This is a genomic window from uncultured Croceicoccus sp., assembly GCF_947496385.1.
Taxonomy (GTDB): domain Bacteria; phylum Pseudomonadota; class Alphaproteobacteria; order Sphingomonadales; family Sphingomonadaceae; genus Croceicoccus.
Map to the genome: position 1 here is coordinate 124,001 of NZ_CANMCP010000001.1, position 26,863 is coordinate 150,863.

Annotated in this window: 28 protein-coding genes; 10 read left to right on the forward strand and 18 right to left on the reverse strand. The window is 65.1% G+C overall.

Features of this window, described 5'->3' with window-relative positions:
* Positions 1-16: 16 nt before the first annotated feature.
* The 3 genes from Q0897_RS00640 to Q0897_RS00650 all read right to left on the reverse strand — a co-directional run bounded on the left by Q0897_RS00640 (position 17) and on the right by Q0897_RS00650 (position 1,718).
* Positions 17-559, reverse strand: coding sequence for a DUF2271 domain-containing protein (locus Q0897_RS00640; RefSeq protein WP_299306968.1), 543 nt, complete (start codon positions 557-559; stop codon positions 17-19).
* A 13-nt stretch (positions 560-572) separates the two neighbouring features.
* Entirely contained in the window at positions 573-1,307 is a 735-nt protein-coding gene (locus Q0897_RS00645; protein ID WP_299306970.1) for a PepSY-associated TM helix domain-containing protein, read from the reverse strand.
* 186 nt (positions 1,308-1,493) lie between these two features.
* Positions 1,494-1,718, reverse strand: coding sequence for a DUF2171 domain-containing protein (locus tag Q0897_RS00650; RefSeq protein WP_299306971.1), 225 nt, complete (start codon positions 1,716-1,718; stop codon positions 1,494-1,496).
* A gap of 221 nt (positions 1,719-1,939) precedes the next feature.
* Here Q0897_RS00650 and Q0897_RS00655 point away from each other — a divergent pair, with 221 nt between their 5' ends.
* Positions 1,940-2,308 carry a DUF4440 domain-containing protein gene (locus Q0897_RS00655; protein WP_299306973.1) on the forward strand — a complete coding sequence of 123 codons (369 nt, stop codon included), beginning with the start codon at positions 1,940-1,942 and terminating at the stop codon, positions 2,306-2,308.
* Positions 2,309-2,503: 195 nt separating this feature from the next.
* Here the strand turns inward: Q0897_RS00655 and Q0897_RS00660 are convergent, their stop codons facing one another.
* Positions 2,504-2,734: a DUF2171 domain-containing protein gene (locus Q0897_RS00660; protein ID WP_299307553.1), complete on the reverse strand. Its 231-nt coding sequence runs from the start codon at positions 2,732-2,734 to the stop codon at positions 2,504-2,506.
* Positions 2,735-3,291: 557 nt separating this feature from the next.
* Between Q0897_RS00660 and Q0897_RS00665 the strand changes: the two genes are divergently transcribed.
* Both Q0897_RS00665 and Q0897_RS00670 read left to right on the forward strand, forming a co-directional pair.
* Positions 3,292-4,338 (forward strand): ribonucleotide-diphosphate reductase subunit beta, encoded by a 1,047-nt coding sequence (locus Q0897_RS00665; RefSeq protein ID WP_299306975.1) that lies wholly within the window; start codon positions 3,292-3,294, stop codon positions 4,336-4,338.
* A 78-nt stretch (positions 4,339-4,416) separates the two neighbouring features.
* Positions 4,417-5,016: a hypothetical protein gene (locus tag Q0897_RS00670; RefSeq protein WP_299306977.1), complete on the forward strand. Its 600-nt coding sequence runs from the start codon at positions 4,417-4,419 to the stop codon at positions 5,014-5,016.
* Between the two features lie 73 nt (positions 5,017-5,089).
* Here Q0897_RS00670 and Q0897_RS00675 read toward each other — a convergent pair whose 3' ends face one another.
* The gene (locus Q0897_RS00675; protein ID WP_299306978.1) at positions 5,090-5,515 is read right to left on the reverse strand and encodes a hypothetical protein; all 426 of its coding nucleotides are present in this window, start codon (positions 5,513-5,515) and stop codon (positions 5,090-5,092) included.
* An 88-nt stretch (positions 5,516-5,603) separates the two neighbouring features.
* Between Q0897_RS00675 and Q0897_RS00680 the strand changes: the two genes are divergently transcribed.
* On the forward strand, positions 5,604-7,250 hold the full coding sequence (locus tag Q0897_RS00680; protein ID WP_299306980.1) for a lysine--tRNA ligase: 1,647 nt from the start codon (positions 5,604-5,606) through the stop codon (positions 7,248-7,250).
* A 10-nt stretch (positions 7,251-7,260) separates the two neighbouring features.
* Here Q0897_RS00680 and Q0897_RS00685 read toward each other — a convergent pair whose 3' ends face one another.
* Entirely contained in the window at positions 7,261-7,935 is a 675-nt protein-coding gene (locus tag Q0897_RS00685; RefSeq protein WP_299306982.1) for a 2OG-Fe(II) oxygenase, read from the reverse strand.
* Positions 7,936-8,009: 74 nt separating this feature from the next.
* On the opposite strand from Q0897_RS00685, the gene Q0897_RS00690 reads away from it, so the two are divergent.
* Positions 8,010-8,564 carry a cytochrome b gene (locus Q0897_RS00690; protein ID WP_299306984.1) on the forward strand — a complete coding sequence of 185 codons (555 nt, stop codon included), beginning with the start codon at positions 8,010-8,012 and terminating at the stop codon, positions 8,562-8,564.
* A gap of 40 nt (positions 8,565-8,604) precedes the next feature.
* Here Q0897_RS00690 and Q0897_RS00695 read toward each other — a convergent pair whose 3' ends face one another.
* Both Q0897_RS00695 and Q0897_RS00700 read right to left on the reverse strand, forming a co-directional pair.
* Positions 8,605-9,711 carry an RcnB family protein gene (locus tag Q0897_RS00695; RefSeq protein WP_299306986.1) on the reverse strand — a complete coding sequence of 369 codons (1,107 nt, stop codon included), beginning with the start codon at positions 9,709-9,711 and terminating at the stop codon, positions 8,605-8,607.
* Between the two features lie 161 nt (positions 9,712-9,872).
* Positions 9,873-10,355: an SDR family oxidoreductase gene (locus Q0897_RS00700; protein WP_299306987.1), complete on the reverse strand. Its 483-nt coding sequence runs from the start codon at positions 10,353-10,355 to the stop codon at positions 9,873-9,875.
* A 19-nt stretch (positions 10,356-10,374) separates the two neighbouring features.
* On the opposite strand from Q0897_RS00700, the gene Q0897_RS00705 reads away from it, so the two are divergent.
* Together Q0897_RS00705 and Q0897_RS00710 are read left to right on the forward strand one after the other, a co-directional pair.
* Positions 10,375-11,301 (forward strand): phosphotransferase family protein, encoded by a 927-nt coding sequence (locus Q0897_RS00705; RefSeq protein ID WP_299306989.1) that lies wholly within the window; start codon positions 10,375-10,377, stop codon positions 11,299-11,301.
* A gap of 80 nt (positions 11,302-11,381) precedes the next feature.
* The gene (locus Q0897_RS00710; protein ID WP_299306992.1) at positions 11,382-12,695 is read left to right on the forward strand and encodes a chloride channel protein; all 1,314 of its coding nucleotides are present in this window, start codon (positions 11,382-11,384) and stop codon (positions 12,693-12,695) included.
* A 92-nt stretch (positions 12,696-12,787) separates the two neighbouring features.
* On the opposite strand, the gene ettA is transcribed toward Q0897_RS00710, so the two are convergent.
* Positions 12,788-14,470 carry an energy-dependent translational throttle protein EttA gene (gene ettA, locus Q0897_RS00715; RefSeq protein ID WP_299306994.1) on the reverse strand — a complete coding sequence of 561 codons (1,683 nt, stop codon included), beginning with the start codon at positions 14,468-14,470 and terminating at the stop codon, positions 12,788-12,790.
* Between the two features lie 144 nt (positions 14,471-14,614).
* Between ettA and Q0897_RS00720 the strand changes: the two genes are divergently transcribed.
* Positions 14,615-16,033 (forward strand): M28 family peptidase, encoded by a 1,419-nt coding sequence (locus Q0897_RS00720; RefSeq protein ID WP_299306996.1) that lies wholly within the window; start codon positions 14,615-14,617, stop codon positions 16,031-16,033.
* Between the two features lie 44 nt (positions 16,034-16,077).
* Here Q0897_RS00720 and Q0897_RS00725 read toward each other — a convergent pair whose 3' ends face one another.
* Together Q0897_RS00725 and Q0897_RS00730 are read right to left on the reverse strand one after the other, a co-directional pair.
* On the reverse strand, positions 16,078-16,617 hold the full coding sequence (locus tag Q0897_RS00725; protein WP_299306998.1) for a superoxide dismutase family protein: 540 nt from the start codon (positions 16,615-16,617) through the stop codon (positions 16,078-16,080).
* A 294-nt stretch (positions 16,618-16,911) separates the two neighbouring features.
* Complete coding sequence (locus Q0897_RS00730) at positions 16,912-17,058, reverse strand: hypothetical protein (protein WP_299307000.1); 147 nt, start codon at positions 17,056-17,058, stop codon at positions 16,912-16,914.
* Between Q0897_RS00730 and Q0897_RS00735 the strand changes: the two genes are divergently transcribed.
* A complete protein-coding gene (locus Q0897_RS00735) occupies positions 17,057-18,562 on the forward strand; it encodes a hypothetical protein (RefSeq protein ID WP_299307001.1) in 1,506 nt (501 codons plus the stop codon). The two genes, Q0897_RS00730 and Q0897_RS00735, sit on opposite strands and share 2 nt — an antisense overlap.
* Before the next feature lie 171 nt (positions 18,563-18,733).
* The gene (locus Q0897_RS00740; protein ID WP_299307004.1) at positions 18,734-19,606 is read left to right on the forward strand and encodes a mechanosensitive ion channel; all 873 of its coding nucleotides are present in this window, start codon (positions 18,734-18,736) and stop codon (positions 19,604-19,606) included.
* Positions 19,607-19,699: 93 nt separating this feature from the next.
* Here the strand turns inward: Q0897_RS00740 and Q0897_RS00745 are convergent, their stop codons facing one another.
* From Q0897_RS00745 to gyrB, 7 genes are all read right to left on the reverse strand, one after another.
* Positions 19,700-19,990 carry a PRC-barrel domain-containing protein gene (locus tag Q0897_RS00745; protein WP_299307006.1) on the reverse strand — a complete coding sequence of 97 codons (291 nt, stop codon included), beginning with the start codon at positions 19,988-19,990 and terminating at the stop codon, positions 19,700-19,702.
* Between the two features lie 35 nt (positions 19,991-20,025).
* Positions 20,026-20,550 carry a hypothetical protein gene (locus Q0897_RS00750; RefSeq protein WP_299307007.1) on the reverse strand — a complete coding sequence of 175 codons (525 nt, stop codon included), beginning with the start codon at positions 20,548-20,550 and terminating at the stop codon, positions 20,026-20,028.
* 114 nt (positions 20,551-20,664) lie between these two features.
* Complete coding sequence (locus tag Q0897_RS00755; protein ID WP_299307009.1) at positions 20,665-22,383, reverse strand: bifunctional metallophosphatase/5'-nucleotidase; 1,719 nt, start codon at positions 22,381-22,383, stop codon at positions 20,665-20,667.
* 41 nt (positions 22,384-22,424) lie between these two features.
* The gene (locus Q0897_RS00760; protein WP_299307011.1) at positions 22,425-23,231 is read right to left on the reverse strand and encodes a fructosamine kinase family protein; all 807 of its coding nucleotides are present in this window, start codon (positions 23,229-23,231) and stop codon (positions 22,425-22,427) included.
* Complete coding sequence (locus tag Q0897_RS00765; RefSeq protein WP_299307013.1) at positions 23,228-23,695, reverse strand: low molecular weight protein-tyrosine-phosphatase; 468 nt, start codon at positions 23,693-23,695, stop codon at positions 23,228-23,230. Before Q0897_RS00765 ends, Q0897_RS00760 begins: the two co-directional genes overlap by 4 nt.
* Positions 23,692-24,117 (reverse strand): OsmC family protein, encoded by a 426-nt coding sequence (locus Q0897_RS00770; protein WP_299307015.1) that lies wholly within the window; start codon positions 24,115-24,117, stop codon positions 23,692-23,694. Before Q0897_RS00770 ends, Q0897_RS00765 begins: the two co-directional genes overlap by 4 nt.
* Positions 24,118-24,215: 98 nt before the next feature.
* Positions 24,216-26,789, reverse strand: a complete 2,574-nt coding sequence (gene gyrB, locus Q0897_RS00775) for a DNA topoisomerase (ATP-hydrolyzing) subunit B (RefSeq protein WP_299307017.1) — start codon at positions 26,787-26,789, stop codon at positions 24,216-24,218.
* Positions 26,790-26,863 lie beyond the last annotated feature (74 nt).

Consider the following 26,863-nt stretch of genomic DNA (forward strand, 5'->3'; position numbering starts at 1 on the left):
CGGTTCCTTGTGAGGGTCATGGATTGATGGTGAGTGTGACGGTGCCGAGTTCCTTCGACCCCTCCGCCGATCGGGCGACGCGCCCGCCGCCCCAGCGGAACGGGATCGACACCAGTTCGCGCCCGCCGACCTCGCGCGCGGCCTCGACGCGGAGGACGTAGTTTCCGGCGGACAGCGCGCGGGTGGCACGTGCGGGCACCTTGATCGCGTGGCGGCCGGGCGCGCGGGTCGGCCCGGAAAGCCCGCTCACCGGCAAGTTCAGCGAGCGGCCCGACTTTCGCCACCAGGTGCGGATGTCGCTCAACCATTTGCGCCCTTCGCCGCCGCGCAGGTCGGTATCGTACCATACGGCGACATCGGCGACGGCCTTGCCCGAACCGTCCTCGATCCATGCGGCGAGATAGGGGCGGTGATATTCCGCCACCGAGAGGCGGGGGATTTCCACGCCGACGGTCATGTCCTGTGCGGCGGCGGGCGCGACGGCGAATGTGGAGCCGAGCAGGCCGACGGTGACGCGCGCCGCGATGCGCGCATGGGGTGCGGGGGTGGGAGAATGCATCGCCGTGTCGACCTCAATGTTGGATGAAAATGATGATGAGCAGCGCCGGCACGACAAGCCCCGCCCCGACCAGCGGCCAGGTGGAACGCCGTTTCTTTGCATGGAGCCAGAGCAGGAACAGCCCGCTCAACGCAAAGACGAAGCAGGCGATGGAGAATATGTCGATGAACCAGCCCCATGCCGTGCCGGTATCGCGCGCCTTGTGCAGGTCGTTGAGATAGGAGATCCAGCCCCGGTCGGTGCGCTCCATGATGACGTCGCCGCTTTGCAGATCGAACGCCACCCATCCGTCGCCGCCGGGGCGGGGGAGGGGGACATAGACTTCCTGCTCCGACCATTCGGCGGGCCGTCCGGCAAGCCCGGTGTCCAGCGTGTCGTGCGACCATTGCGCGACCGAGGCCGGCATTTGCGGATCGTCGCCGCGCTGCGCCGCCTGCAAGGCGCGGAGCAGGGAGGGTTGCAACGTATCCTCGACCGTGACGACGACAGGATCGGCGGAAATGTCGGCGGCGTGGTTCAAGGTGATGCCGGTAAAGGCGAAAAGCAGCAATCCGACGAGACAGATCGCGCTGCTGACCCAGTGCCAGAGGTGAAGTTGCTTCGACCAGAACGGCGAGACGCGGCGCCCCCGTGCCGCCGCCCGCCGCGGCGGGGCAGGCGACGGCGCACGGGTCGCGGCCCCGCCGCTTGCGCCGCGTGCCGCAGAGAACACGCGCGGCGATCGAACGGATTGATTCGTCGAAGTCATCGACGACGTGTTAGCTGCTATTGAGAAAGATATGCAATAGCGAGTTTAGGAAGGGCGCCTCCAGATGCGCCGTGCCGCCGGCTTCACAAACGACTGGACCCCGGATCTCGCCAAAACGAGATCCGGGGTCCTTTTGCTACGTCCCTCGCGGGGCGTAGAAACTGTTTAGCCGTTCAGGTCAGGCGATCAGCCTTTGACGCCCTGGGGGATGACCGCGCTTGCTTTCAAATAGACGCGGTTGTCGTCGATCTTCTCCACCTCGTCGAGCGAGATGAAATGGTGCATGTTGTCACCGGCGTCGGACTTCGTCAGCTTGATGCGGTTGTCCTCGACTTCGTCCACGGTCCCGACATGCTGGCCATTGATGTCGGCAACTTCCATGTGTTCCTTGATGCGGATCTTCTCGAACATAAAAACCTACTTTCTTTCTTGTGTGCCGCTTCGTTGCGGCGCTTGTATATGAAACGGACGGAACGCCGCATCGGTCCACGCTTCGCCGCGTGAAACGCTCGCTTCGTGGCGTGGCCCCGCGATGGCCGGATAGGATCCGCCCGCGGCCCGTTCCCTGAACACGTACCAAGGTTGAAAAGCCGCGCGGCATTACTGTCCGCGTGGCAGGAAAAGGAGCGAACATGGACGACGACCGTATCTGGACATTCGAGGAAGAGCTGTGGACCGGCGGCAAGGACGCCTACGAACGCAAGGTGGGCAGCGAATGCCTGATGGCGTTGCCGACGATGCCGTTCGTGTTCGATGGCCGCGCCGCGAAGAACGCGGTCGAGGACACGCCGAGCTGGGAAAACGTCAGCTTCGAGGACAAGAGCGTCGAACGCCCGCAGGAAGGGTTGATCGTCATTGCCTATCGCGCGCGCGCGTCGCGGGGTGAGGAAACCTATCACGCCGTATGCACGAGCACTCTGACTCGGATCGAGCACGAGGAATGGAAAGTCGTGCAGCATCAGCAGACGCCGTTCGACACCAATGTCGCATCGCCGGACTGATACTTCGCGATCACACGACGACGAAAAGGCCGGGCGGATCGACCGCCCGGCCTTTTTCATGCCGGCCTTTTTGATGGACGACTTTCCGCCCCGGAAATGGCAAATGCCCCTCCCTCGTAAAGAGGAAGAGGCATTCCCGTGGCCCCGAACCGCCAGAAGGGCCAACGGTATTCGTAAAACGTCGTCCGCGCGGCGTCAGCGCCCCGGTTCTTCCTCGAATTGCACCGCGTTCGCGCCGGTGGCGGACAGGCGGACGATGTCGCCCTCCACATCCGCGACGAGGCCGATCGCGATGTAATGATGGTGGCCGGCATGGCTCTGCTGGTCGAAACCGGCGCTGGCGCTATCCTTGGTCAGCTTGATGCGGTCGCCCTCGATCCGGTCCACGGTGCCGACATGCGCCCCGTCGGCGCCGACGACCTGCATGTGCTCGCGGATGCGGCCCGTGTCGGCGGGCGCGCTGACCGGCGCGGTGGGGGCGTTTTCGCCATCACGCGATTCGCCTTCCTTCACGCCGGTGCGTTCGGGTTCGATACCGTTTTCCTGCGCCCAGCGGCCGCCGCTATTCGTGGCGGTGCCGGTGACCTTGCGGGAATCGGTCGGTTCGTATTCGCCCATCGTCACGCACTCCGCTATGCTCGTTGTTCTATCCTGGTCGTCGCCCGGCGCGCGAAGGGGGGAGCGCAGCCAGACGACTTGCTGTAAAAAGCGCACGGAGATGGCTTCGGTTCCGGCCGTTTCGCCTTGATTGCGCCGCATTCCCGCCTTTTGCCGACGAGCCGACATGCATGTGCGACCGGAGGAAAAATTGCGGCTTTCACCGGTAATCCACTGCCATCCGCCGCAAAGGGGATGCGCAACGGCAAATCTGTTGTTAAACACAAGATCAAGCGCAGCGGAGCCGATCCGACCCGCTGTATGGTGTGCCCGCGCGTATGCCGGGCATCCCTGCCATTTTGACCGTTACGAAAGAAGCCTTGCCCATGTCGCTGACCGAAGCCCGCAAGACCTACAAGCCGTTCGAATATCCGTGGGCCTATGATTTCTGGAAGCGTCAGCAGCAATTGCACTGGCTGCCGGAGGAAGTGCCGCTGGGCGAGGATTGCCGCGACTGGGCACAGAAGCTGACCGCGCACGAACGCAATTTGCTCACGCAGATCTTCCGCTTCTTCACCCAGGCCGATGTCGAGGTGCAGGATTGCTACCACGACAAATATGGCCGGGTGTTCAAGCCGACCGAAGTGAAGATGATGCTGACCGCTTTCTCGAACATGGAAACGGTGCATATCGCGGCCTATTCCCACCTTCTCGACACCATTGGCATGCCCGAAAGCGAATATGGCATGTTCATGGAATATGCCGAGATGAAGGACAAGCACGATTATCTGCAGCAGTTCGGCGTCGACACGGACGAGGATATCGCCCGTACGCTCGCGATGTTCGGCGGCTTTACCGAAGGGCTGCAGCTGTTCGCCAGCTTTGCCATGCTGATGAACTTCCCGCGCTTCAACAAGATGAAGGGCATGGGGCAGATCGTGTCCTGGTCGGTGCGCGACGAATCGCTCCACTGCGAAGGGATCATTCAGCTGTTCCACGCCTTCTGCGCCGAGCGGGGCTGCCTGACCCGCGCGGTGAAGGAAGACATCATGGATGCGTGCCAGAAATCGGTGCGGCTCGAAGATGCGTTCATCGACCTCGCGTTCGAGCAGGGCCCGGTCACCGGTATGACCGCCAAGGACATCAAGAAGTACATCCGCTACATCGCCGACTGGCGGTTGGGGCAGCTTGGGCTGCCGGCGATCTACATGATCGAGGAACACCCGCTGCCGTGGCTGACCCCGCTGCTCAATGGCGTGGAGCATGCCAATTTCTTCGAAACGCGCGCCACCGAATATTCGAAGGCCGCGACGAAGGGCAACTGGAACGACGTCTGGGCCAGCTTCGACAATCGCAAGGCGAAGGCCAACGATACCGAAGAGGCGGCGGACGATGGCCCGGGTCTTTTCGGCGAGGTGCAGGCGGCGGAATAACCGCTGTGGGAACCGCCTCCCGCTAAGGTCGTTCATCTTCCGGAAAGGTCGACAGTCACGACTTTAACAGGAGAGAACATGGCCGACGCACCCGCACCCCGCAAACGTCCGAACTGGCTCTGGATCGTCATACTGGCGCTTCTGGCCTTGCTTGCGCTGCTCTGGATTTTCGGGGCGTTCGGCGGCGACACGGATGCCGAGCCGGATCTTGGCGAAGCGGTCGGGGTCGAGGATGCGGGGACCGAGGTGTACGAGCCCGCGGTCACCGGCGACATGGACACGACCGCCGGTGCGGCCACGGGCGACATCGACGTGACCGGCGCCGAAACCGATCCCGCCACGCTCGCCACCCTGCCCGACATGGTCGGCGACACGATCGCGTACAGCAACCTGCTGGTCAATCGCGTGATCGGGGACGAGGCGTTCACCATCGGCACCGGATCGTCGGAAACGCTGGTCCGCTTTGACGAGGCACGCACGCCGAACACCGCGATGGAAGGCGGCGTCGACGTCAATCCCGGCGCGACCGTTTCGATGCGCGGCGAGGTGCGCAGCCTCTCCGACGATACCGATCTTCCGCCGAGCGTGCGCAACGATCTTTCGGCCGGGCGCGGCGTCTATATCTGGGCGACCGACGTGCGCTGGCCGCGCGAAGTGACCATCGATCGTCAGCCGTAAGCCACACGCAAAACCACGCAAAAAGGGCGGCCCCCACGCGGGAGGCCGCCCTTTCTTTGTGCGGTGTCGGGCGTTACTGCGCGACCGTGATGTCCTCGATCCGCTGGATGACGGCATCGCCGCACACCACGTCGACATAGGCGTAGGAGGGGAGGCCCGGCTCCACCTCGCCGCGCACGGGATGCCAGCCGGCCGCCTCCTCCGACGGTTCCACCGAAAGGCGCATGATCTGTCCGGGCGGCTGCATCCGGTTCGTCGGGCCTTTCGTCAATGTCACGCTCGCCCGTTCGGGAAGAAGCGCCTCGCCCTGCACGATCAGGGTGGGGCGCGCGCCCGGTCCCGGCATCGCATTGACGAATGCGGTCCAGTTGCGCGTTTCGGTCGGGCAGACCGGCACGGCCATCACCTGCTCCTCGTCATTGCCGGCCATCATCGTCGTGCATCCCGTCACCATGGTCCCGGCGGCCAGTACCGCCGCGATGCGTCCCGTATTCTTCATCTCTTCCGTTCCTCTGATTCCATGCGCGCCTGTTTCCCCGGCCAACGTACACTTGCGATTCGCGGCGCGGGGATGCAAGGCATCGGCCATGAGCGATAGCACGAACGACATGAATGGCACGCTGCGCGATGCCGCCGCCGCGTCCAAGGCCTGGCCTTTCGAAGAGGCGCGCCGGATCGTCAAACGCTATCCCGACGGCAAGCGCGACGCGGATGGCAATCTGGTGCCCGTATTGTTCGAAACGGGATACGGGCCGAGCGGGCTGCCGCATATCGGCACGTTTCAGGAAGTTCTTCGCACCACGCTCGTCCGCCGCGCTTACGAGGCGCTGACCGGCGGCCATCCGACCCGGCTCGTGGCATTCAGCGACGACATGGACGGCCTGCGCAAGGTGCCCGACAACGTGCCCAATGGCGCCGCGCTCAGCGATCAGCTTGGCAAGCCATTGTCCCGCATCACCGATCCGTTCGGCGAACATGACAGCTTTGCCGCGCACAATAATGCGATGCTGCGCGCGTTTCTCGACCGGTTCGGTTTCGACTATGAATTCATCGCCGCGTCCGATCGCTATAATTCGGGGGCGTTCGACGATGCGCTGCGCAATGTGCTGCGCCAGTATGACAAGATCATGGCCGTCATGCTGCCGACCCTGCGCGCCGAACGGGCGGCGACCTATTCGCCCATCCTCCCGATCAGCCCGACGAGCGGCCGCGTATTGCAGGTGCCGATCGAGGTCGTCGATGCGGAGTCAGGTCTCGTCCGGTTCGAGGACGAGGGCGAGACGATCGAGCATTGCGTGCTGGGCGGCCGGGCCAAGCTGCAATGGAAGGTCGACTGGGCGATGCGTTGGGTCGCGCTCGGCGTCGATTACGAGATGTATGGCAAGGATCTCACCGACAGCGGCGTGCAGTCGGGCAAGATCGCGAAGATCCTCGGCGGGCGCAAGCCGGAGGGGCTGATCTACGAGCTGTTCCTCGACGCGAAGGGCGAGAAGATTTCGAAGTCGAAGGGCAATGGCCTCACCATCGACGAATGGCTGCGCTACGGCAGCGAGGAAAGCCTCGGCTTCTACATCTATCGCGAGCCGAAGAGCGCGAAGCAGCTCCACATCGGCGTCATTCCCAAGGCCGTCGATGAATATTGGCAGTTCCGCGAAAAGCTCCCCGAACAGCCGATCGAGCAAAGGCTGGGCAACCCTGCCTGGCACACGCTGCGCGCGAATACGGGCGGGGCGGGGGCCGACGCGCCGGGCGAGGGCGACAGCCTGCCGGTGACCTATGGCCTGTTGCTCAATCTCGTCAGCGTGCTCGGCGCGCAGGCCGATTCCGAACAGGTGTGGTCCTATCTCGGCAATTACATCGCCGATGCCTCGCCCGACGCGCATCCCGATCTTGCCGTGCTGGTGGACCGGGCGCTGGCCTACAACCGCGATTTCGTGGCCCCCACGATGCAGCGCCGCGCGCCGGAGCCGAACGAAGCCGCCGCGCTCGCCGCGCTCGATGCCGAACTCGCCACGCGGGCCGAGGACACCCCGGCCGAGGAATTGCAGAACCTCGTCTACGAAATCGGCAAGCGCGAGGAATTCGGGTTCGAGAAACTGCGCGACTGGTTCCGGGCGCTTTACGAAACGCTGCTCGGCAGTGCGCAGGGGCCGCGCATGGGCAGCTTCATCGCGCTCTACGGCGTCGGCAACAGCCGGACACTGATCGCGGAGGCCATCGCCCGCAAACCGTAGGGCGCCGGGTTCAGTACCAGCGCCGGCTGCGATACCAGCGGGTCACGACATATTTGACCCCGGCGAGCACCGGCGTCCCGGCGTGCAGCGTATCGACATTCGGCGTCCCGTCGTCGAGCGCGTTGTTCCACGCGATCAACGTGCCGCGCTGCGGCGGGATCGACACGTTGACGCGGGGAAAATCGGTCGTGCCGCCTTCCTCCACATCGTTGAGATAGACCATCAGCGTCCATGCCCGCTGACCACCCGTGGCGACCTTTTCGGTCCAGTAGGGCGCATCGGTGTCGAACCAGTCGTGATGCGCCTTGAACTGCTGCCCCACCTCGTACCGCTGCCCCTGGAGCGTTTCGCCGAAATTCTCCTCTACGCCGAGCAGGTCGTCCATGCGCCGGTGCAGCATGCGGATGAACGGGTCCGACGGATCCATGTCGCCGGAATAGCTGGTGCGGGAAGACCGTCCGTAATCCACGTCGAACACCGGCGAGGGGCGCGCGACCCGGTCGATCAGGCCGCAAAGCCGGTCGCATTCCTCCGCGGAGAAGAAATCGGCCACGCCGAACAGTTGCAGGTTTTCATCGACGAGCTTTTCGACCGAGGTGTCCGCCTCCAGCCGGGCAAGGACATGACGGTTCAGCGCGGCAATCTCGCGCTGGTTCTCTGCATCGATCTGGGAGACTCTGGCCATGAGATCCTTCGTTGGTGGATGGCGCCCGACAATTGTGCATTGTTCCTCTGTGCCGAGGTGATAAGCATGAAACCATGGACAGGATCAACACCCCGCAGCACCGCTATTCAAGCGTTGCCATCGCCCTCCACTGGATCATGGCCGTGTTGATCATCGGCAACTGGTTCATCCCCATCCTGACCGAAGCGACGGCAGAGGACGTTCACCGATCCGCCATGGGGTGGCACAAGGCCATCGGCATCACCGTGCTGCTCCTCGCCGTGGTGCGCATCGCATGGCGCATCGTGCATCCGCGCCCCCCGCTGGAGCCCACGCTGCGCCCGTGGGAGCGGGCGCTGGCGAAAACGACCTACACGCTTTTCTACATCCTGATCGTGGCGATCCCGCTGGCCGGGTGGATCATGGTTTCGGCCGGAAATGACGGGATCGCGGCGAATATCCTCGGCATTGGCGTGCCGACGCTGCCCATCGCGGACAAATCCGCCGGGGAAGTCGCCCACGAAATGCACGAGATCCTGGCGTTTTTCATGGCCGGGCTGGTCGTGTTGCACGTGGCGGGCGCGTTGAAACATCATTTCGTCGATTCCGACGGGACGCTGGCCCGCATGGTGCCCTTCCTGCGCCGATAAGGACCGGCCCCGCGCCCGGTCCGGGGCACGGGGGTTTCGCTTACCAGAAGAAGTCGTGGATCACGTCGACGACGCGGCCGTTATACGTATCGACGAGCAGGACATCGTCGTAATACCGGACCCAGCGATAATCGCCATAGACCGCCGGCAGGCGATAGCGCCACGGATCGTTGATCCAGTAACGCTGGCTATAGAATGGCGAGCCGAGCGAGATGCCGATGTTGAACCGGCTGTAACGATAATCGCGATAGGGCGGCAGGTAACGGGTCATCCGGTAGAGCCGGCGATTCGCCATGCGATAGCGTTGCCAGTCATAGCGATCGCTCTCGCGCCAGCGCCGGTCCCAGCGGTCGTGCCGCGCCTGTTGCCCGTCGCGCCAGTCCCTGCTGCGCCAGTCGCGGTCGTCCCGGTTGCGGTCCCGGTTCCGCCAGTCGCGACTGTCGCGGCGGTCCTGCCAATCGCGCCCGCCGTCCCGGTCGCGCCAGCGTTCGTTCCCGCGCCAGTCCCGGTCCCACTCGTCATAGCGGTTGCTGTCGCCGTCGCGATCCCAGCGCCGCTCGCGCCAGTCGGGGCGGTCGCGATCATCGTCCCGCTCGCCACGGCGGCCGTCACGCTCGCGCCAGTCGGAACGGTTGCGCCAGTCGGAACGGTTGCGGTCGTCGCCTCGCTCGCCGATCCGCTCCCGCGCGTCCCCTTCCCATCGCTGGCCGCGGTCCCGACGGTTGGTATCGTCGGCTTGCGGGATGGTGGGTCGCTGCGTCCGCGCGGCCTGCGCGGCGGCGGCGTCGCGCATGGCGCGGCGTTGCTGTACCGCGGCATCGCCGGCGCGCTGTGTCGGGGTGGCTTGCGGACGTTCGGCGCGGCGCTCGGCACGGTTGTCGGTGGTGCCGACGCGATCTGCCCGGCGGCGATCGGGGGCGCCGGTCCTCTCCCGCGGCTGATTATTGCGGCCGATCGTGCGATCCGGGCGCATCGTGCGGTCCGGCGCCATTCGCGCATCGGCATTGTCGGCGGGGGCGAATACGGGGGCAGGAGCGCCGTCCGCGGCCGAAAACGCGGGCGCGGCCGAGGCGGTGGGCGCGGCGGCGATCATGCCGGAGGCGAGCGCGGTGGCCGCCATGGCTTTCAATCGGTCGACCTTTTTCATCAATTGCTTCCTTGGCTGAAACGCGCCCCTCGCCGCGTCGGTGTCGATGACGTTCCCATCATAGCACGGCGGACTGTCGCATTTGTGAACCGCCCTATCGGCAATTGTTCATTGGCATTATGGTCTGGCTGAACATGAGCGCGGCCAAAGGGTCGCCCGCGTTACAGCGACGTCACCAGATGACCGCCATCGACCGGGATGACGGCCCCTGTCATGTAGCTTCCCGCATCCGAACATAGCAGCAGCAATGGCCCGCTCAGCTCGTGGAGCGCGCCGGTCCGGCGCTGCGGTATGGTCTTCACGAAACGCCGGCCGTCCTCGCTGTTCAGGAAATCGGCATTGATGTCGGTCTCGAAATAGCCGGGCGCGAGTGCGTTGACCCGGATGCCGTACGGGGCGAGTTCCAGCGCGAGATTCTTCGTCATCTGCACCACGCCGGCCTTCGACACGGCATAGGCGGTAAGGTGGTGCCCCTGCCGCAGCCCCAGGATCGAGGCGGTGTTGACGATGCTGCCTCCTGTGCCGCGATCGCGCATCGCCCGCGCCGCGGCATGGGCCATCGCAAACGCCCCGTTGAGATTGACCGAGAGCACCCGGTCGAATGTCGCGGCATCCTGGTCGAGGATGGGAGCCGCCTCCGTCATGCCGGCATTGTTGACGAGGATGTCGAACCCGACCTACCGCCTGTCCACGCCGTCGCGCGATTACGTCCTGCGCCGCAAGCCGCCGGGCAAGCTGCTCAAGGGTGCGCACGCGGTGGAGCGGGAGGCCGCGGTGATGACCGGCCTCGGCAAGGCGGGTTTTCCGGTGCCGCATATCTATGGCCTGTGCGAGGACGATGCCGTGCTGGGCACCGCGTTCTTCGTCATGGGGATGGTCGAGGGGCGCATATTCTGGGACGCGACGTTCCCCGATGTCGGGCAGGATGAACGGCCCGCCTATTTCGATGCGATGAACGGCGTCCTCGCCGATCTGCACAAGGTGGACTACGCCGCCGTGGGCCTTGGCGATTATGGCCGGCCCGGCAATTATTTCGAGCGGCAGATCGCGCGCTGGTCGAAACAATATCTGGCGGATGAAAAGGCGGGCCGGGACGCCAACATGGACCGGCTGGTCGAATGGCTGCCCGACAATATCCCGCCCGGCGGCGAAACCGCCATCGTCCATGGCGACCTGCGCTGCGACAACATGATCTTTCATCCCAGCGAACCGCGCGTGCTGGCCGTGCTCGACTGGGAATTGTCGACGCTGGGCCATCCGCTCGCCGATTTTGCCTATAATGCGATGATGTACCGGATGCCGCCCGACATTGTCGCGGGGTTGAAAGGTGCCGATCTCGCCGCGCTCAACATCCCGAGCGAGGCGGACTATGTCGCGGCCTATTGCAAGCGGGTCGGGCGCGAGCGGATACCGAACTGGGATTTCTACATCGCGTTCAATTTCTTTCGCCTCGCCGCGATCTTTCACGGGATCAAGGGGCGCGTCATCCGCGGCACCGCGGCCAGCGCGCAGGCACAGGAACGCGCGAAGGATTTCCCCCGTCTCGCCGCGCTCGCCGCCGAGGCGATGGAGGCCTGCCGGACCGCGTGATCGCGGGCCGCGCCCCGGTCGGCGCAACAGGGGCGCGAAGCCGGCTGGACCTCGCGCCTGTCGCCCGCTAGGCGGATGCGATGCTGCCCCGGCTGATCCCTCTTGCGCTTGCCCGCCGCGTCTCGGCGGTCGAGACGGGCGACTGGCGGCGCAGGATCGCCACCCTGGCCGGCGCGGTGGCGATCGGTCTCGTCGCGCTGGGCTTTGCATTTGCGGGCGATCTCGCGCTGCACCGGTTCGAAACGCTGGCCGCGCGCTGGCCCTGGGCGCCGATGGCGCTGACCCCGGCGATCTTTGCTTTGTGCGCGTGGCTGACATGGCGGTTCGCGCCGGAAACGGGCGGGTCGGGCATCCCGCAGGTGCTGGCCGCGATCCGCCGCGACGATGCCCGCGCCGATCAGCTGTTCTCGATCAAGACCGCGCTGGCCAAGATCGGCCTCACCGTGCTCGCCCTGTTCGGCGGTGCGTCGGTCGGGCGGGAGGGGCCGACGGTGCAGCTTGGCGCCGCGATCATGACCGGCACCCACCGGCTGACGGGGGCGGCGATGCGGCGCGGCGTGCTGATTTCCGGGGGCGCGGCGGGCGTGTCGGCGGCGTTCAACACGCCGCTCGCCGGGATTGCCTTCGCGATCGAGGAACTCGCCGTCGCCTATGAACAGCGCATGGCCGCGCTCGTCATGGGGGCGGTCATCATCGCGGGCATCACGGCGCAGGGGCTGGCCGGTAATTACGTCTATTTCGGGGAGCTCGATGCGTCGCTGCCGCTGCATACGGTGCTGATCGCGGCGCCGCTGGCGGGGTTGATCGGCGGGGCGCTGGGCGGGGGGTTTTCCCGGCTGTTGCTATCCTTGCGGGCGCGGGTGCGGGCGGGTGCGCTGGGACGGCGGCCGGTCCTCTTCGCGCTTGGCTGCGGGATCGTGGTCGCCGCGCTCGGCATTGCGACGGGCGGGGCGACATGGGGCACAGGGTATGAACCGGCGCGCCTGCTGCTCATGGGGACGGAGGCCAGCCCCTGGCTCGGCCCTGCGAAATTCGCCGCGACCCTGTTCACTAGCCTGAGCGGCATTCCCGGCGGCATCTTTGCGCCCTCGCTCGCGGTGGGGGCGGGCTTCGGGCAATGGCTGTCGCTGCTGTTCCCCGACAGCGCGATCGGCGCGATCGTGATGCTGGGCATGGTGTCCTATTTCACCGGCGTCGTGCGCGCGCCTCTGACCGCGGTGATCATCCTGACCGAGACGACGGGGAATATCGGGCTGATCCTGCCGCTGTTCGCTGCGGCGTTGTTCGCCGACTGGGCCGGGTCGCTCGTGTGTCGCAAGCGGCTCTATCATGCGCTGGCGGAGGATTTCATGCCGCCGGTGGAGAAAGACGGCGCGGCGAAACCGGCGGGCTGATCCGCGCAGACCCCCATAAAAGTAGCCCGGCATGAAAAACGCCGCGCCCCGGGCATGGGAAGCGCGGCGTTTTCACATCGCCTGCAATGGCGTCAGTCGCGGCTGAGCTTCTTGTACGCCAGCCGGGTCGGACGGTCCGCCGCATCGCCCAAACGGCGGCGCTTGTCCTCCTCGTAGCTTTCGAAATTGCCCTCGAACCATTCGACATGGCTGTCACCCTCGAACGCGAGGATATGCGTCGCCAGCCGATCGAGGAAGAAACGGTCGTGCGAGATGACCACGGCGCAACCGGCGAAATTCTCGATCGCCTCTTCCAATGCACCCAGCGTTTCCACGTCGAGATCGTTGGTCGGCTCGTCAAGCAGGAGCACGTTGCCGCCCTGCTTCAGCATCTTGGCCATGTGGACGCGATTGCGCTCACCACCCGACAGCTTGCCGACGTTCTTCTGCTGATCCGCGCCCTTGAAATTGAACGCCCCGACATAGGCGCGGGTGGAGGTGTCATGCCCGTTGACCTGCATGTAGTCGAGCCCGTCGGAAATCTCCTCCCACACGTTCTTCTTTGGGTCGAGATGGTCGCGGCTCTGATCGACATAGCCCAGATGCACCGTGTCGCCGATCTCGACCGTGCCTTCGTCGGGGGTTTCCTTGCCGGTGAGGATCTTGAACAGCGTCGATTTACCCGCACCGTTGGGGCCGATCACGCCGACGATCCCGCCCGGCGGCAGGGTGAAGGACAGGTTTTCGAAGAGCAGCTTGTCGCCATAGGCCTTGGTGATGTTATTCGCCTCGATCACCTTGGAGCCGAGGCGTTCGGGCACCTGGATGACGATCTGCGCCTTGCCGGGCTTGCGGTCGCCCTGCGATTCCTGAAGCTGTTCGAACTTGCGGATACGTGCCTTGGACTTGGTCTGGCGCGCGGCGGGCGTCTGCCGGATCCATTCGAGTTCGCGGGAGAGGGCCTTCTGCCGCCCGCTTTCCTCGCGCTCTTCCTGACCGAGACGCTTGGCCTTTTTCTCCAGATAGGTCGAGTAATTGCCTTCGTACGGGAAATATTTGCCCCGATCGAGTTCGAGGATCCATTCCACCACATTGTCGAGGAAGTAGCGATCGTGCGTGATCATCAGCACGGCGCCCTCATATTCCTTGAGGTGGTTTTCGAGCCATTCGACGCTTTCGGCATCGAGGTGGTTGGTCGGCTCGTCGAGCAGCAGGATCGACGGCTTCTGAATAAGCAGGCGGGTCAATGCCACGCGGCGCTTTTCACCGCCCGAAAGGCTTTCCACCGACCAGTCGCCCGGCGGGCAGCGCAACGCTTCCATCGCGATCTCGAGCTGATTGTCGAGGGTCCAGCCATCGACCGCGTCGATCTTTTCCTGCAACGTGCCCATCTCTTCCATCAGGGCATCGAAATCGGTGTCGTCGGTGGGGTCGCCCATTTCGGCCGAAATGGCGTTGAAGCGGTCCACCATGTCGGCGGTTTCGCGCGCGCCATCCTTCACGTTTTCAAGGACGGTCTTGCTTTCGTCGAGATGCGGTTCCTGCGGCAGGTAGCCGACGGTGATATTCTCGCCCGGCCATGCCTCGCCCGTGTAATCGGTGTCGATGCCGGCCATGATCTTCATCAGGGTCGACTTGCCGACGCCGTTGGGGCCGACGATGCCGATCTTCGCACCCTGGTAGAATTGCAGGTTGATATCCGACAGCACAGGCTTCTGCGCGCCGGGAAAGGTCTTGGTCATGCTCTTCATGACGAATGCGTATTGGGCGGCCATCAGTCGTCCTTTGGAGAAAATAGCGGTCTTATAGGAAATTGTGCTGGGCCGCAGATAAGCCCATGCACGGGGAAGGGCAAGGCCCGCATCATGGCGCGCCAAGCCGCTTGGCAAGCGGCGGCGGCGGCGGTATCGCTTGCAACCATGAACAGGACAACGCTCGCCGCTTTCGCCGCCATCGCCCCGCTTGCCCTCGCCGGCATCGCCCCCGCCAATGCACAGGTCTTCGTGCCCGCCGCCGCGCCCGACGGCGCCGATGCGGCGATTGCCGCCGCGCGCGACGCCGCCATGGAGGGCGACGGCATCGCGATGGATTTCGTCGAAGGCATCACGACCGAGGTGGGCCCCCGCCAGGCCGGCACGCCGGCGGAGGCGCGCGGGCGCGAATGGGCGGTCCGCTGGCTGCGCGCGAACGGGTTTTCCAACGTGCGCGACGAACCCTACATGATGCCGACATGGGTGCGCGGGTCGGAAACGGCCGAAATCGTGTCCCCCTTTGCACAGCCGCTGCGCCTGACCGCGCTTGGCAACAGTGGGTCGACCGGGGCGGACGGACTCGAGGCGGAGATCGTCGCGTTCGAGAATTACGCCGCGCTCGCCGCCGCGCCCGACGGCAGCCTTGCCGGCAAGATCGCCTATATCGGGCATGAGATGCGGCCTGCGCAGGACGGGTCGAGCTATGGTTTCGCAGGGCCGGCACGCTGGACCGGGCCGGCGCTCGCCGCGCGCAAGGGGGCGATTGCAGCGGTGATCAAATCGGTCGGCACCGACACGCACCGCATGCCGCACACCGGCAACACCGGCTTTGCCGAAGGGCAGGACCCGATCCCTGCTGCCGCGCTATCCGTGCCCGACGCCGAAAACCTGGAACGCATGGCCCGCCGCGCCGATGCCGCCGGAACGCCCCTCGTGCTGCGCATGACATTGACGCCGCAGCAGCTGGGCGAAACGCGTTCGGGCAATGTGATCGCGGAAATTCCTGGCCGTGATCCGTCCTTGCCGATGGTGCTGCTCGCCTGTCATCTCGATAGCTGGGACCTCGGCACCGGGGCCATCGACGATGCGTCGGGCTGCGGCATTGCAGCCGCCGCCGCGAAGGGCGTCGCCGCGCAGGGGCAGCCGCTGCGCACCATTCGCGTATTGTTCGCTGGCGCGGAGGAAGTCGGCGTGTGGGGCGGCAAGGCCTATGCCGCGGCGCACGGCGACGAGGCGCACGGCGTCGCCTATGAAAGCGATTTTGGCGCGGACCGCATCTGGCGCATGGACACGGCGCGGCTGAATCCTGCGCTCGCCGATCGGATCGCCGGGCTGGTCGCGCCGCTGGGCGTGGCGCGCGGTTCGGGCGAGGCGGGCGGCGGTGCCGACATCGGCGCGATCATCGCCGCGACCGACATGGCGGTCATCGACCTGCAGCAGGACGGCACGCGCTATTTCGAATTGCACCACACCGCCGACGATACGCTGGACAAGATCGATCCCGCACAGCTGCGGCAGAACGTCGCCGCGTGGGTCGCGGCGACATCGGTGCTCGCCAATGCAAAAGGCCCGCTCCGCGCCGAATAGCGCGAAGCGGGCCATGGGGTGCGTCAAACGCCCCGGCGCACGGATCAGATCGCGTCGGTCCGGCGCAGCACGCCGCACGCGATGCGCGACCCGGCATCACCGCTCGGCTGGCTGACGCCGTCGTCGGCATTGGCGTGGATCACAAACGCCGAACCGTCGCCGGCGAGCATCTCATCGAACGTGCCGGCCGGCGCCATCGCGTTGATCGAACCGCTGCCATTGGCGCCGATCACCAGATTGGGCAGGTCGCCGGCATGGGCGACGCCGTCATCGTTCATCGTGCCGTGGGGAACGTTGGTGGGGTTCCAATGGCCGCCCGCGCTCGAAAAATCGGGCGCGTCGCAGCGTCCCGTGGTGTGAATATGCGCGCCATGGGTGCCGGTCGGCATGTTGTATGCGTTCACCATAACATGGATGCCGCCGCCCATCGGCATGGTCGTGACCGTGCCGACATCGGTGCCATCGGCGGTGCGCAACGTCGCGGTCGCGGTTTCGTCGGACAGGCCGATATCGTCCGCGGCCTCGTTCAATGTCGCGCAGCCTCCCATGGCGAAGGCGGTTCCGGCAAGAAGAGCGAGTGTCATTGATTTCATCGGCTGTGTCCCTGTTTGCATGAGCGTCAAAGGTATGACTCGCCAATTCAATGCGCGGGATTGGCAAACTGTTCCCCCGATCCGAAATCGCCGACCAGACGATTTACCAAGCCCTCCGATGCTATTGTAATTTTTTATGATCAGTAAACATCAAATGATATAACAATATTTCTCAATCCTGATCATCTTTTCATCGATTAAATCGTAACTCCTTTAGCAGGTCGAAAAGATCCGCGTAAAATGAAGTAAAATCGAATGGCGTTTCGATGCCGCCGCGACCGTTTGTCAAAACGCGACGGTATTTGTGGTGGGATCGACAATATTCGGTTTCTTCAGGTCATGCACTTCGTGTTCGCCCGCGAGGCGAACCGCCGCGAATTGAGGAATCATCATGAAATCTTCCGTCTCCCGCAAATTGACCGTCGCATTCATGGCCGGAAGCGCCACGATGGGGCTTTCCGCCATGGCGTATGCCGATGCTACTCCGGCGTGTAACGAGGCCGGGTCGCAAAGCACCGAATGCGGAACGCAGGCCACCACCGGCACGGCACAGGGCGCCACTGCGGTGGGCAATGGCGCCATCGCGACCGGCGCGGATGCCGTCGCCATCGGCAGCGACGACGCCGGCACGAACCCCGCCACCGCCACCGGGCCGAGCACCGTCGCCATCGGCGGCGAAAGCGATGCGACGACGCCGGGGGCAACCGCGCTGGGCTGGCAGTCGCAGGCGACCGGCATGATGGCGACAGCCGTCGGGCATCAGACGACCGCATCCGGCGCGCAAAGCTTTGCCGCCGCGGAGGATGCCGTCGCATCGGGCACCAACAGCATCGCCATCGGCAATACGGCCGTGGCCGACGGGGGCGATGCCATTGCCATCGGCGGCAATCGTGATGGCGATGCGGGCATGGCGACGACCGCGACCGGTCCGTCCACGACGGCGGTCGGCGGGCAGGCGACCGCAGCAGGTCCGGGCGCGACCGCCTATGGCTGGCGCGCCGAGGCGACCGCCGAACGCGCCACCGCGCTGGGCCATCTCGCCACTGCGCAGGGCGTTCGTTCGACGGCGGTCGGTGAAAACGCCGATGCACAGACCGACTTCGCCACCGCGATCGGGAACGAGGCGATCGCGAACGGCACGGATGCCCTGGCCATCGGCGACACCGCCGCGGCGAACGGGAACTCCACCACCGCGGTGGGCGGGGAAAGCGTGGCCACGGGGCCGGGCGCGACCGCCTATGGCTGGCAGTCGTCGGCGGGTGCCGAACGGGCCACCGCGCTGGGCCATCTCGCCGAAGCGAGCGGCGTGCGCTCCGTCGCGGTCGGCGAGGCCGCTACGGCGAGCGGCGCCGGGGCCATCGCCATGGGCAATGAGGCAGTCGCATCGGGCGAAAACTCGGTCGCGATCGGCAATGGCGCGAGCGCGACCAACGCCGGCCAGGTCGTCGTCGCCTCGCTCGGCAATAGCACCGCGTCGCAGGTCGGACCGCTGGCCTTCGTGACCGCCGACGCCAATGGCACGCTGGGGACAAGCGTTTCGCCGGCGGGGATGAGCAATCTCGCCAGCTTCTCCGACGTACAGGCGAACATGGCGGCGATCGGCTCCAACACCGCGGCGATCGGCGCGAACACCGCCTCGATCACGCAGTTGCAGGGACAGACCTCGCAATTGTTCGACCTGAACGAGGTCAACCGCCGCGACATTCGCAAGGCGAACGAAGGTGTCGCCATGGCGCTGGCCATGGAATCGCCGATCCTGATGCCGGGCACCAATTTCGGCGTGTCGGGCGGCCTCGGCTATTTCCAGGAACGCGTCGCCGGTTCGGCCGCGTTTGCGGCGCGGGTCGGTTCCAACACGGCCGTTTCGGCGGGTGTCGGCGTCGGCTTCGACAGCGGCGAAGTCGGCGGGCGCGCCGGGTTCCAGATGGCCTGGTAAACCCTGCGTCCGATTGGACAGTGATGGAGGGCCGGGGCTTTGCGTCCCGGCCCTCTTTCGTGTGTGCCGTGTCCTCCACGGCGCTGGCCGCGATGCTGATGGGTTGCCATCGTTTGACCGCTACGGCTAACAGACACGCATATTTCGTGAACAGGACAGGACGGCGCGCCGATGAATTATGTGCAAACCTTGCAGGAACAGGTGAACGGCATGGTGCGCGGCGTGGTGGCCGCGCTGCCGAATATCGCCGTGGCGCTGATCGTGCTGGTGATCACGTGGATCGTGGCGCGGTTCGCCGTGCGCATCGCCGACAGGTTGACGGGGCGGACCCATTTGCGGCCCAGTCTTCAGAACCTGGTCGAGACGCTGGTGCGGCTGGCGATCTGGCTCGTCGGGTTCATGATCGCGATGACCATCATGCTGCCCGGGCTGGATCCGGCGGGGCTGGTCGCGGGGCTGGGCGTGGGTGCGCTCGCCGTGGGTTTCGCGTTTCAGGATATTTTCGAGAATTTCCTCGCCGGCGTGCTCATCATGCTGCGCGAGAAGATGCGCATGGGCGACATCATCGAGGTCGAGGGCGTGCTCGGCCGGGTGGAGCACATCACCTTGCGCGAAACCCATATCCGCCAGCTCAGCAACGAGCTTACGATCATGCCCAATTCGATGATCTTCAAGAACGCGGTGAAAATCCTGACCGATGCGGACATGCGCCGGGACGAACTCATCGTGGGCGTGTCCTATGACAGCGACCTGGAACAGTCGGAGGCCGTCATCCGCAAGGCGTTCGAGGGGATCGAGGGTGTCGTTGCCGACAAGCCGATCCTGATCTTCGCGCGCGAATTCAACTCCAGCTCCATCGATTTTCAGGTGCAGTGGTGGAGCGAGTCCAAGCCGCGCGACATGCGCGAGGTGAAGCATCACGTCGTCATGGCGATCAAGCGCGCGCTGGACGACGCCGGGATCGAGATCCCGTTCCCCTACGTCACCAACACGTTCAAGGAGCCGCTCTCGCTCCACCGCGCGGACAACGACACGGCGGCCTGACCGCGCCCCGCACCGCCGCCACGCAAAAAGGGCCGGGACCGCATGGGCTGCGGTCCCGGCCCTTTTTCATGATGGGCGATGGCCCGTCCGGGTTCAGGCCGGACGGCGCACCTTCGCGTAATCGGTGCGCGATGCCGCGCCGCCATCGTGGTAGATCACCGCATTGTCGGTGATTTCAAGGTCGTCGACGGACACGATGCGCCCATCCTCGAGCCGGACGGCGGCGACATGTTCATGGGTTTTGTCGACCAGCATGTCCTCGATCTTGCCATAGCTTGCGCCGGCGGGGTCGACGACATTGTGGCCGCGAATGTCCTGCTTGTCATGGACGAGCTGCCAGGAACTCAATTCCTCCAGCTCTCCGAAACGGTCGTTGTCATGCATGGTGCTTATCCTTTGATTGCGCGTGTATGCGGCGTTCAGGCTTCATCGATGATGTCGATGTTCGCCTCGTCGACGATCATGAACACGTCTTGATCGGCCAGCACGTTGCGCGTGTCTTCGTCGAGGGGAACGCCCTCCACATCGGTCATTTCGCCGGCTTCGCGGATGGTGCCACCCGAAACGCTGAGACGCTGACCCGGATTGATGTCGAGCGGGACTTCGCGCGGTTCGTCGATGATGAGCGCAAAGATACGCGCGCCATCGTTCTCGACCCAGAAACCGCGATCGGTCAGCGGACCGCCGACGTCGACTTCGCCGGTGAATTCCTGCCCGATATAGGCTTGCGGATTGGCGGCGATGGCGGCGATGGTCATCTCCGACGCCATCGTGGGCGTCGCGGTGTCGACCGTCTCCGAAACCTCGGTATCGGTCGTCAGCATCTCGACGTCGTCATCGTCATCCGCCAGAATCCACCACAGGATAAGGGCACCCAGAATCAGGGCCAGCAATATCCAAAGCCACGATTTCGATGATTTTTTCTCGACGGGAATTTCCGCCATGGTGTGTCCTCCTGTTTGCCGCGCAGAACTGTCTGCGCATGAAGGTTAAGCGAACAGAAAGGTTTATCGTTCCGATTTTCGTAAAATGCGTCCGGCGGAGGGGGCCCGTGACGCCTATCGCCGGGTGAGGTCGCGCACTCTTTCGCGCACGGGCATGGCCGCGTCCGCCGCACCGATCCAGCGTTCCAGCGCATCGACGTCGACCGGGCCGATCACCGTGTCGCGGCCTGCCTCGAACGTGGTAAATCCATCGCCGCCCCCTGCGAGGAAGCTGTTCATCGTCACGCGATAGGCGGCATCGGGGTCGATCGCCCGCCCGTTCAGCATGGGATCGACCACGCGCCGTCCTTCGGGTGCCGCGCGGTCGAAGCCATAGGTGAACCCTTGCGATACCGACAGCAGTTCGGCCCGGTCGCCGCGGAACTGCTGCTCCAGAATGGCGAGCAATTGCGCCCCGGTGAACGTCTTCGTGACGAGCGTGTTGCCGAACGGCTGGCTCGTGTAGATATCGCCGAAGGTCACCGCGCCGTCCGCCCCCGGCGTGATCGGCGCGCGTACGCCGCCCGCATTCATGAAGGCGATCTCCGCCCCGCTATCGCGCGTCGCTGCAAGCTGCGCATCGGCGATGACGAGGCCCAGCATCCGCGTGTCGAGCGCACCCGAAAGCCGCCCCACCACCCGTTCCGAAGCAGACCGCGCCGCATCGACATAGCGCGCGACATAGGCCGCGATCCCCGCATCGGCGGCAAAGGCGGGAAGGGCGGCATCCCGCCCGTCGCCATCGGCATTCTGCACCACGATATTATGCGCATCGGTCACATGGGCGGTGCCGTTCGCCGCGTCGATGGACAGCGCAATATCGGTGAGCATCGTCCCGCGCGAACCCGCGCTCGTGACCCAGAACGGACGCGCGGGATCGACCTTCGCATAATCGCAGACATAGGCATTGTGCGTATGCCCCGACAGAACGAGGTCGACGCGCGGGTCGAGCCTGTCCAATATGCCGCGAAGATCGCCCGACAAGGCGCCGCAATTGCCGTCGTCGAACCCTTCGGAATTGACCAGCCCCTGGTGGATGGACACGATGATCGCATCGGCGCCCTCGGCCTCGATGGCCGGGATGAGTGCGTTGATCGTCTCCGCCTCGTCGCGAAAGGTAAGGCCCGCAACCCCGCCCGGACTGACGAGCGAGGGCGTCCCCTCGAGCGTGAGACCGATGACCGCAATGGCGATTTCATCCGCGCCGCTGCCGAACCGGCGGATGGCATAGGCCGGGAACAGAGTGCCCCCGTCCGCCGTCGCGACATTCGCGGCGAGGAAACCGAAATCGGCGCCTGCGAAATCGGGCTCCACCGCGCAGGGCGTGCGCAGCGTGTGCACCGCGCATCCGCCATCCGCTATGCGGCGCAATTCGTCGGCGCCCCGGTCGAATTCGTGATTGCCGACCGCGTTGAAGTCGAGCCCGATCCGGTTCATCGCGCCGATCGTCGGTTCGTCGAGGAAGAGCGAGGAGGCAAGCGGGCTCGCGCTGATGAGGTCGCCGGCCGAAATGACGAGGCTGTATTCGTCTTGCGCGCGCAAAGCATTGACCGCGCTGGCGAGATAGGCGGCGCCCCCTGCGGGCAGGCTGCGTTCCTGGCCGTCGGGCGTCGTCACGACGAGCGGGCGGGGCTGCGGCTCCAGATTGCCGTGAAAATCGTTGAGCCCGACGATGCGCACCGTCACCGGCGCGGCGGACGTGGCGGCGGCGGACGTGGCGGGCGAGGATTGCGGCACCGTCGCACAGGCGGACAGGGCAAGCGCGGCGGTCGTGGCGAGGAGAATGCGTGTCATGCCGCCGGGTTTAGCGCGGCAATCTGACCGTGCAATGACGATCACGCGCCCAGGTCGGACAATTCCCGTTCCACCCCGACGCGATAGGACGCCCCGAACAGACGCAGATGGACAAGCAGCGGCCAGAGCCGGTAACAGCCGAGCCGCGCGCGCCAGCCCGGCTCAGGTTCCATCGCGTCGAAAAACCGGTCCGGCGGCGCATTGAACAGCGTGAGCATGGCCCAGTCGACCTCGCGGTGGCCGATATGGCAAGCCGGATCGATCAGCGTGCACGCCCCGTCGCCGCCCACCATGACATTGCCGCCCCAAAGATCGCCGTGCAGCAAAGCCGCATCGGGGCGCGCGGGCAGGACGTCGCCGATGCGCGCGCATAGCGCCGCGATCCTGTCGCCAAGCGCGGTGTCCACGTGGGAGAGATGCGGCCGAAGCCGCCGCTCCGCCCAGAATTGCGGCCAGTCGTCGCAGCGCGCATTGGCGATACCGACCGCGCCAAAGGCATGGTCCCGGTCCCAGCCATAGCGCTCATCCACCGGCCGGTGCAGCAGCGACAATTGCGCGGCAAGGTCGTCCCACGCCCCGCCGTCGAGCCGGCCCGTTCCATCCTCGTGCGAGAGGATCATCCATTCCCCCTCGCACGCGACCACATCGGGCACGCGCACGCCGGTCCTGCCCATGCGGCGCAGCATGTCCGCTTCTGCCGCGACATTTCCGGCCTGTTTCGCCACGAAAGACGCGCCATCCGGCATCGTCACGCAGAATACCGCCGACAGATCGCCGCCCGAAAGCGGGCGCATCTCCGCAGGCGTCTGACCCAGCAGGCGCGCCACCGCCCGTTCGGGCATGCTCATCCCTGCAATTGCGCGACCAGCGCACGGGCCGCTTCGTGCACATCGTCCCATGTCGTTACGAACCCGTCGGGTCCTCCGAAATAGGGATCGGCCACCGGCTGTCCGCGCTTGTCCGGCACCACGTCCATCAACATGCCGAGTTTCGCGGTGCCATCGGCGGGGCGAATGGATTCCAGCACTTCGAGATTGGCTTCGTCGAGGGCGAAGACATGGGTGAACGTGCGGAAATCATCCTCCGTCACCTGTCGTCCCTTGTACGCGCTGATGTCGATATCGTGCGTTTTGGCCTGCTCGATCGAGCGGGGATCGGGCGGGTCGCCGACGTGCCAGTTGCCGGTGCCCGCCGAATCCGCCTCCGCGTCGAGCCCGGCGCGTTCCGCCTCGGCGCGGAATGCCGCCTCCGCGAGCGGAGAGCGACATATGTTGCCGAGGCAGACGAAAAGAACCTTGGGACGCTGGCTCAAGATTGAAGCGTCCGCTCCAGCGTGATCTCGCAATTGAGCAGCTTGGAAATGGGGCAGCCCGCCTTGGTGCCGTCGGTGATTTCCTCGAACTTGTCCTGCGCAAGCCCCTCGACCTTCGCCGTCAGCGACAGCGCGGATTTCGACACCTTGAACCCGTCGCCATCCTTTTCCAGCGTGACGGTGCATTCGGTGTCGAGCTGACCATCCTCGTACCCCGCCTTCGCGAGGGCGAAGCTGGTGGCCATGGTAAAGCACGACGCATGGGCGGCGGCGATCATTTCCTCGGGGTTGGTGCCGGGCTTGTCCTCGAACCGCGTGTTGAAGCCATAGGGCGCATCGACCGATCCGCTCTTCGTGGCGACATGGCCGAGCCCGTCCTTGCCGAGGCCCTTGTACTGTGCGGTTGCCGTGTTGGTCGTCATACTCGTTTTCCTTCGATTGGGGTTTACCCACACAACCGAGGAAACCGCCGCCCGTTCCGCCATTCGCCACGAGGCGGGCGGCGGAACGGGCAGACCGATCAGATATCGAGATTCGCGACGTTCAGCGCATTGTCCTGGATGAATTCGCGGCGCGGTTCGACGATGTCGCCCATCAACCGGGTGAAGATCTCGTCGGTGACGTCGGCGTCCTCCACCTTGACCTGCAACAGGGCGCGATTGTCGGGATCGAGCGTGGTTTCCCAAAGCTGATCCGCGTTCATTTCGCCCAGCCCCTTGTACCGCTGGATCGACAGGCCCTTGCGCCCGATGGCGAAGATCTGTTCGAGCAGCTGCGTCGGGCGGTTGATATGCGCGCCCTTCGATGCGGCGCTGTCGTCATCCTCGCCGTCGGTCCCGGCCTTCACCAATTGCGCACCCGCCTCGTAGATCTCTTTCTGAAGCGTGGCGAGCGAGGCCAGCTTGCGCGCCTCCGCACTGTCGAGGAACTTGCCGTCGATCGGGTGGTGATCGGTGACGCCGCGCCATATGCGGTCCACGGCATAGCCTTCGTCCGTCTGGTAGGCGGACCATTTCGCCTCGGGATCGAGGCTCTGCATCCAGGCCGCCGTCGCGTCGAGCGCCGCCCCGCGCGCCGCCGGGTCCAGCCCCGGCGTCAACGCACCCGAAAGCGCGAGCGCCTCCACGATGGTCGGGTCATAGCGGTTGGGCGCGAAGGCCAGCGTGCTCTTGAACCGGCGCGCCTGCTCCACGATGGTGGCGAGGTCGGCGCCGCTGCGCGCACCGCCCCGCGTTTCCAGCACGCGGCCATTGAGCGCCGCCTCGATCAGATAGCGATCGAGCGCGTCATTGTCCTTGAGATAGACCTCCGACTTGCCTTTCGCGACTTTATACAGCGGCGGCTGCGCGATGTAGAGATGGCCTTCCTTGACGATCTCGGGCATCTGCCGCTGAAAGAAGGTGAGCAGGAGCGTGCGGATATGCGCGCCGTCGACATCGGCGTCGGTCATGATGACGATCTTGTGATAGCGCAGCTTTTCAAGGTTGAACTCGTCGCGCAGGCCGGTGCCCATCGCCTGGATCAGCGTGCCGACCTCCTTTGACGAGATGATCCGGTCGAACCGCGCGCGTTCCACGTTGAGGATCTTGCCCTTCAACGGCAGGATCGCCTGTATCTTGCGGTCGCGGCCCTGTTTCGCCGAACCGCCTGCGGAATCGCCCTCGACCAGGAAAAGCTCGCATTTCGTGGGGTCGCGTTCCTGACAATCGGCGAGCTTGCCGGGCAGGCTGGCAATGTCCATCGCGCCCTTGCGGCGGGTGAGCTCGCGCGCCTTTTTCGCGGCCTCGCGCGCCGCGGCGGCATCGACGATCTTCTGCACGATGGTCTTGGCGTTGGCGGGGTTTTCCTCCAGCCAGTCGCTCATCTTGTCCGCCATCAGGCTTTCCAGCGGCTGACGCACCTCGGAGGAGACGAGCTTGTCCTTCGTCTGCGAGCCGAATTTCGGGTCGGGCAGCTTCACCGACACGATCGCGGTCAGCCCCTCGCGCATGTCCTCGCCGGTGAGGGAGACCTTTTCCTTCTTCATCAGCCCCGACCGGTCGGCATAGCCGTTCAGCGTGCGGGTCAGCGCGGCACGGAACGCGGCGAGATGGGTGCCGCCGTCACGCTGCGGAATGTTGTTCGTGAAGCACAGCACGTTCTCGTAATAGGAATCGTTCCATTCGAGCGCGACCTCGATCCCGATGCCGTCGCGATCCGCGGAAATCGCGATGGGTTCGGGGATGAGCGCGGCCTTGTTCCGGTCGAGATATTTGACGAAGGCGCCGATGCCGCCATCGTAATACAGATCGTGCTCGGCCACGTCCTCGTGCCGCCGGTCGCGCAGGATGATGCGCACGCCGGAATTGAGGAACGCCAGCTCGCGATAGCGATGCTCCAGCCGGTCGAAATCATATTCGAGCACGTTCTTGAACGTCTCGTCGCTGGCCTTGAAGGTGACGCGCGTGCCCTTGCGCGGCTCGCCGGCGTCGTTGAGCGGCGCATCGCCCACGATCTTCAACGGTTCGACCGTGTTGCCATGCTCGAACCGCATCCAGTGTTCCTTGCCGTCGCGCCAGATGGTCAGCTCCAGCCATTCGGACAGCGCGTTCACCACCGAGACGCCGACACCGTGCAGACCGCCCGACACCTTGTAGGCATTGTCGTCGGTCGTGTTCTCGAACTTGCCGCCGGCGTGGAGCTGGGTCATGATGACCTCGGCCGCCGACACGCCTTCCTCGCGGTGGATGTCGGTGGGGATCCCGCGGCCATTGTCGTCGACCGACACGCTGCCATCGGGGTGCAGCTCGATCAGCACGCGGTCGCAATGCCCGGCGAGCGCCTCGTCAATGGCGTTGTCCGACACCTCGAACACCATGTGGTGGAGGCCCGAACCATCGTCGGTGTCGCCGATATACATGCCCGGACGCTTGCGCACCGCGTCGAGCCCCTTGAGCACTTTGATCGATTCCGCGCCATATTCGCCGCGCTGCACCTGCCGCGGGGTGGCGGCGTCGGCGGCAATTGCCGATCCGGAATTTTCGGGCGCGGTTTCCGGCGTTTCGCCGATGGGCGCGCCGGTGTCTTCATTGGTGTTTTCTGCCATCGTCATCATATAGCCCCGCGCGCCCGATTCCCCAAGCAAAACCCCTTGTTTTCCACAGCCGGGCACGACATTCGCAGGGCAGG

What these genes read in the sequence shown, in the direction of transcription:
- Q0897_RS00645 (WP_299306970.1), bottom strand. Translation starts at nt 1,307, where the DNA reads ATGACTTCGACGAATCAATCCGTTCGATCGCCGCGCGTGTTCTCTGCG.
- Q0897_RS00690 (WP_299306984.1), top strand. Translation starts at nt 8,010, where the DNA reads ATGGACAGGATCAACACCCCGCAGCACCGCTATTCAAGCGTTGCCATC.
- Q0897_RS00675 (WP_299306978.1), bottom strand. Translation starts at nt 5,515, where the DNA reads ATGAAGAATACGGGACGCATCGCGGCGGTACTGGCCGCCGGGACCATG.
- Q0897_RS00705 (WP_299306989.1), top strand. Translation starts at nt 10,375, where the DNA reads ATGTCGAACCCGACCTACCGCCTGTCCACGCCGTCGCGCGATTACGTC.
- Q0897_RS00755 (WP_299307009.1), bottom strand. Translation starts at nt 22,383, where the DNA reads ATGACACGCATTCTCCTCGCCACGACCGCCGCGCTTGCCCTGTCCGCC.
- ettA (WP_299306994.1), bottom strand. Translation starts at nt 14,470, where the DNA reads ATGGCCGCCCAATACGCATTCGTCATGAAGAGCATGACCAAGACCTTT.
- Q0897_RS00655 (WP_299306973.1), top strand. Translation starts at nt 1,940, where the DNA reads ATGGACGACGACCGTATCTGGACATTCGAGGAAGAGCTGTGGACCGGC.
- Q0897_RS00725 (WP_299306998.1), bottom strand. Translation starts at nt 16,617, where the DNA reads ATGACACTCGCTCTTCTTGCCGGAACCGCCTTCGCCATGGGAGGCTGC.
- Q0897_RS00665 (WP_299306975.1), top strand. Translation starts at nt 3,292, where the DNA reads ATGTCGCTGACCGAAGCCCGCAAGACCTACAAGCCGTTCGAATATCCG.
- Q0897_RS00710 (WP_299306992.1), top strand. Translation starts at nt 11,382, where the DNA reads ATGCTGCCCCGGCTGATCCCTCTTGCGCTTGCCCGCCGCGTCTCGGCG.
- Q0897_RS00735 (WP_299307001.1), top strand. Translation starts at nt 17,057, where the DNA reads ATGGCCGGAAGCGCCACGATGGGGCTTTCCGCCATGGCGTATGCCGAT.
- Q0897_RS00640 (WP_299306968.1), bottom strand. Translation starts at nt 559, where the DNA reads ATGCATTCTCCCACCCCCGCACCCCATGCGCGCATCGCGGCGCGCGTC.
- Q0897_RS00680 (WP_299306980.1), top strand. Translation starts at nt 5,604, where the DNA reads ATGAGCGATAGCACGAACGACATGAATGGCACGCTGCGCGATGCCGCC.
- Q0897_RS00700 (WP_299306987.1), bottom strand. Translation starts at nt 10,355, where the DNA reads ATGACGGAGGCGGCTCCCATCCTCGACCAGGATGCCGCGACATTCGAC.
- Q0897_RS00760 (WP_299307011.1), bottom strand. Translation starts at nt 23,231, where the DNA reads ATGAGCATGCCCGAACGGGCGGTGGCGCGCCTGCTGGGTCAGACGCCT.
- Q0897_RS00720 (WP_299306996.1), top strand. Translation starts at nt 14,615, where the DNA reads ATGAACAGGACAACGCTCGCCGCTTTCGCCGCCATCGCCCCGCTTGCC.
- gyrB (WP_299307017.1), bottom strand. Translation starts at nt 26,789, where the DNA reads ATGATGACGATGGCAGAAAACACCAATGAAGACACCGGCGCGCCCATC.
- Q0897_RS00750 (WP_299307007.1), bottom strand. Translation starts at nt 20,550, where the DNA reads ATGGCGGAAATTCCCGTCGAGAAAAAATCATCGAAATCGTGGCTTTGG.
- Q0897_RS00670 (WP_299306977.1), top strand. Translation starts at nt 4,417, where the DNA reads ATGGCCGACGCACCCGCACCCCGCAAACGTCCGAACTGGCTCTGGATC.
- Q0897_RS00650 (WP_299306971.1), bottom strand. Translation starts at nt 1,718, where the DNA reads ATGTTCGAGAAGATCCGCATCAAGGAACACATGGAAGTTGCCGACATC.
- Q0897_RS00660 (WP_299307553.1), bottom strand. Translation starts at nt 2,734, where the DNA reads ATGCAGGTCGTCGGCGCCGACGGGGCGCATGTCGGCACCGTGGACCGG.
- Q0897_RS00685 (WP_299306982.1), bottom strand. Translation starts at nt 7,935, where the DNA reads ATGGCCAGAGTCTCCCAGATCGATGCAGAGAACCAGCGCGAGATTGCC.
- Q0897_RS00695 (WP_299306986.1), bottom strand. Translation starts at nt 9,711, where the DNA reads ATGAAAAAGGTCGACCGATTGAAAGCCATGGCGGCCACCGCGCTCGCC.
- Q0897_RS00740 (WP_299307004.1), top strand. Translation starts at nt 18,734, where the DNA reads ATGAATTATGTGCAAACCTTGCAGGAACAGGTGAACGGCATGGTGCGC.
- Q0897_RS00745 (WP_299307006.1), bottom strand. Translation starts at nt 19,990, where the DNA reads ATGCATGACAACGACCGTTTCGGAGAGCTGGAGGAATTGAGTTCCTGG.
- Q0897_RS00770 (WP_299307015.1), bottom strand. Translation starts at nt 24,117, where the DNA reads ATGACGACCAACACGGCAACCGCACAGTACAAGGGCCTCGGCAAGGAC.
- Q0897_RS00730 (WP_299307000.1), bottom strand. Translation starts at nt 17,058, where the DNA reads ATGAATGCGACGGTCAATTTGCGGGAGACGGAAGATTTCATGATGATT.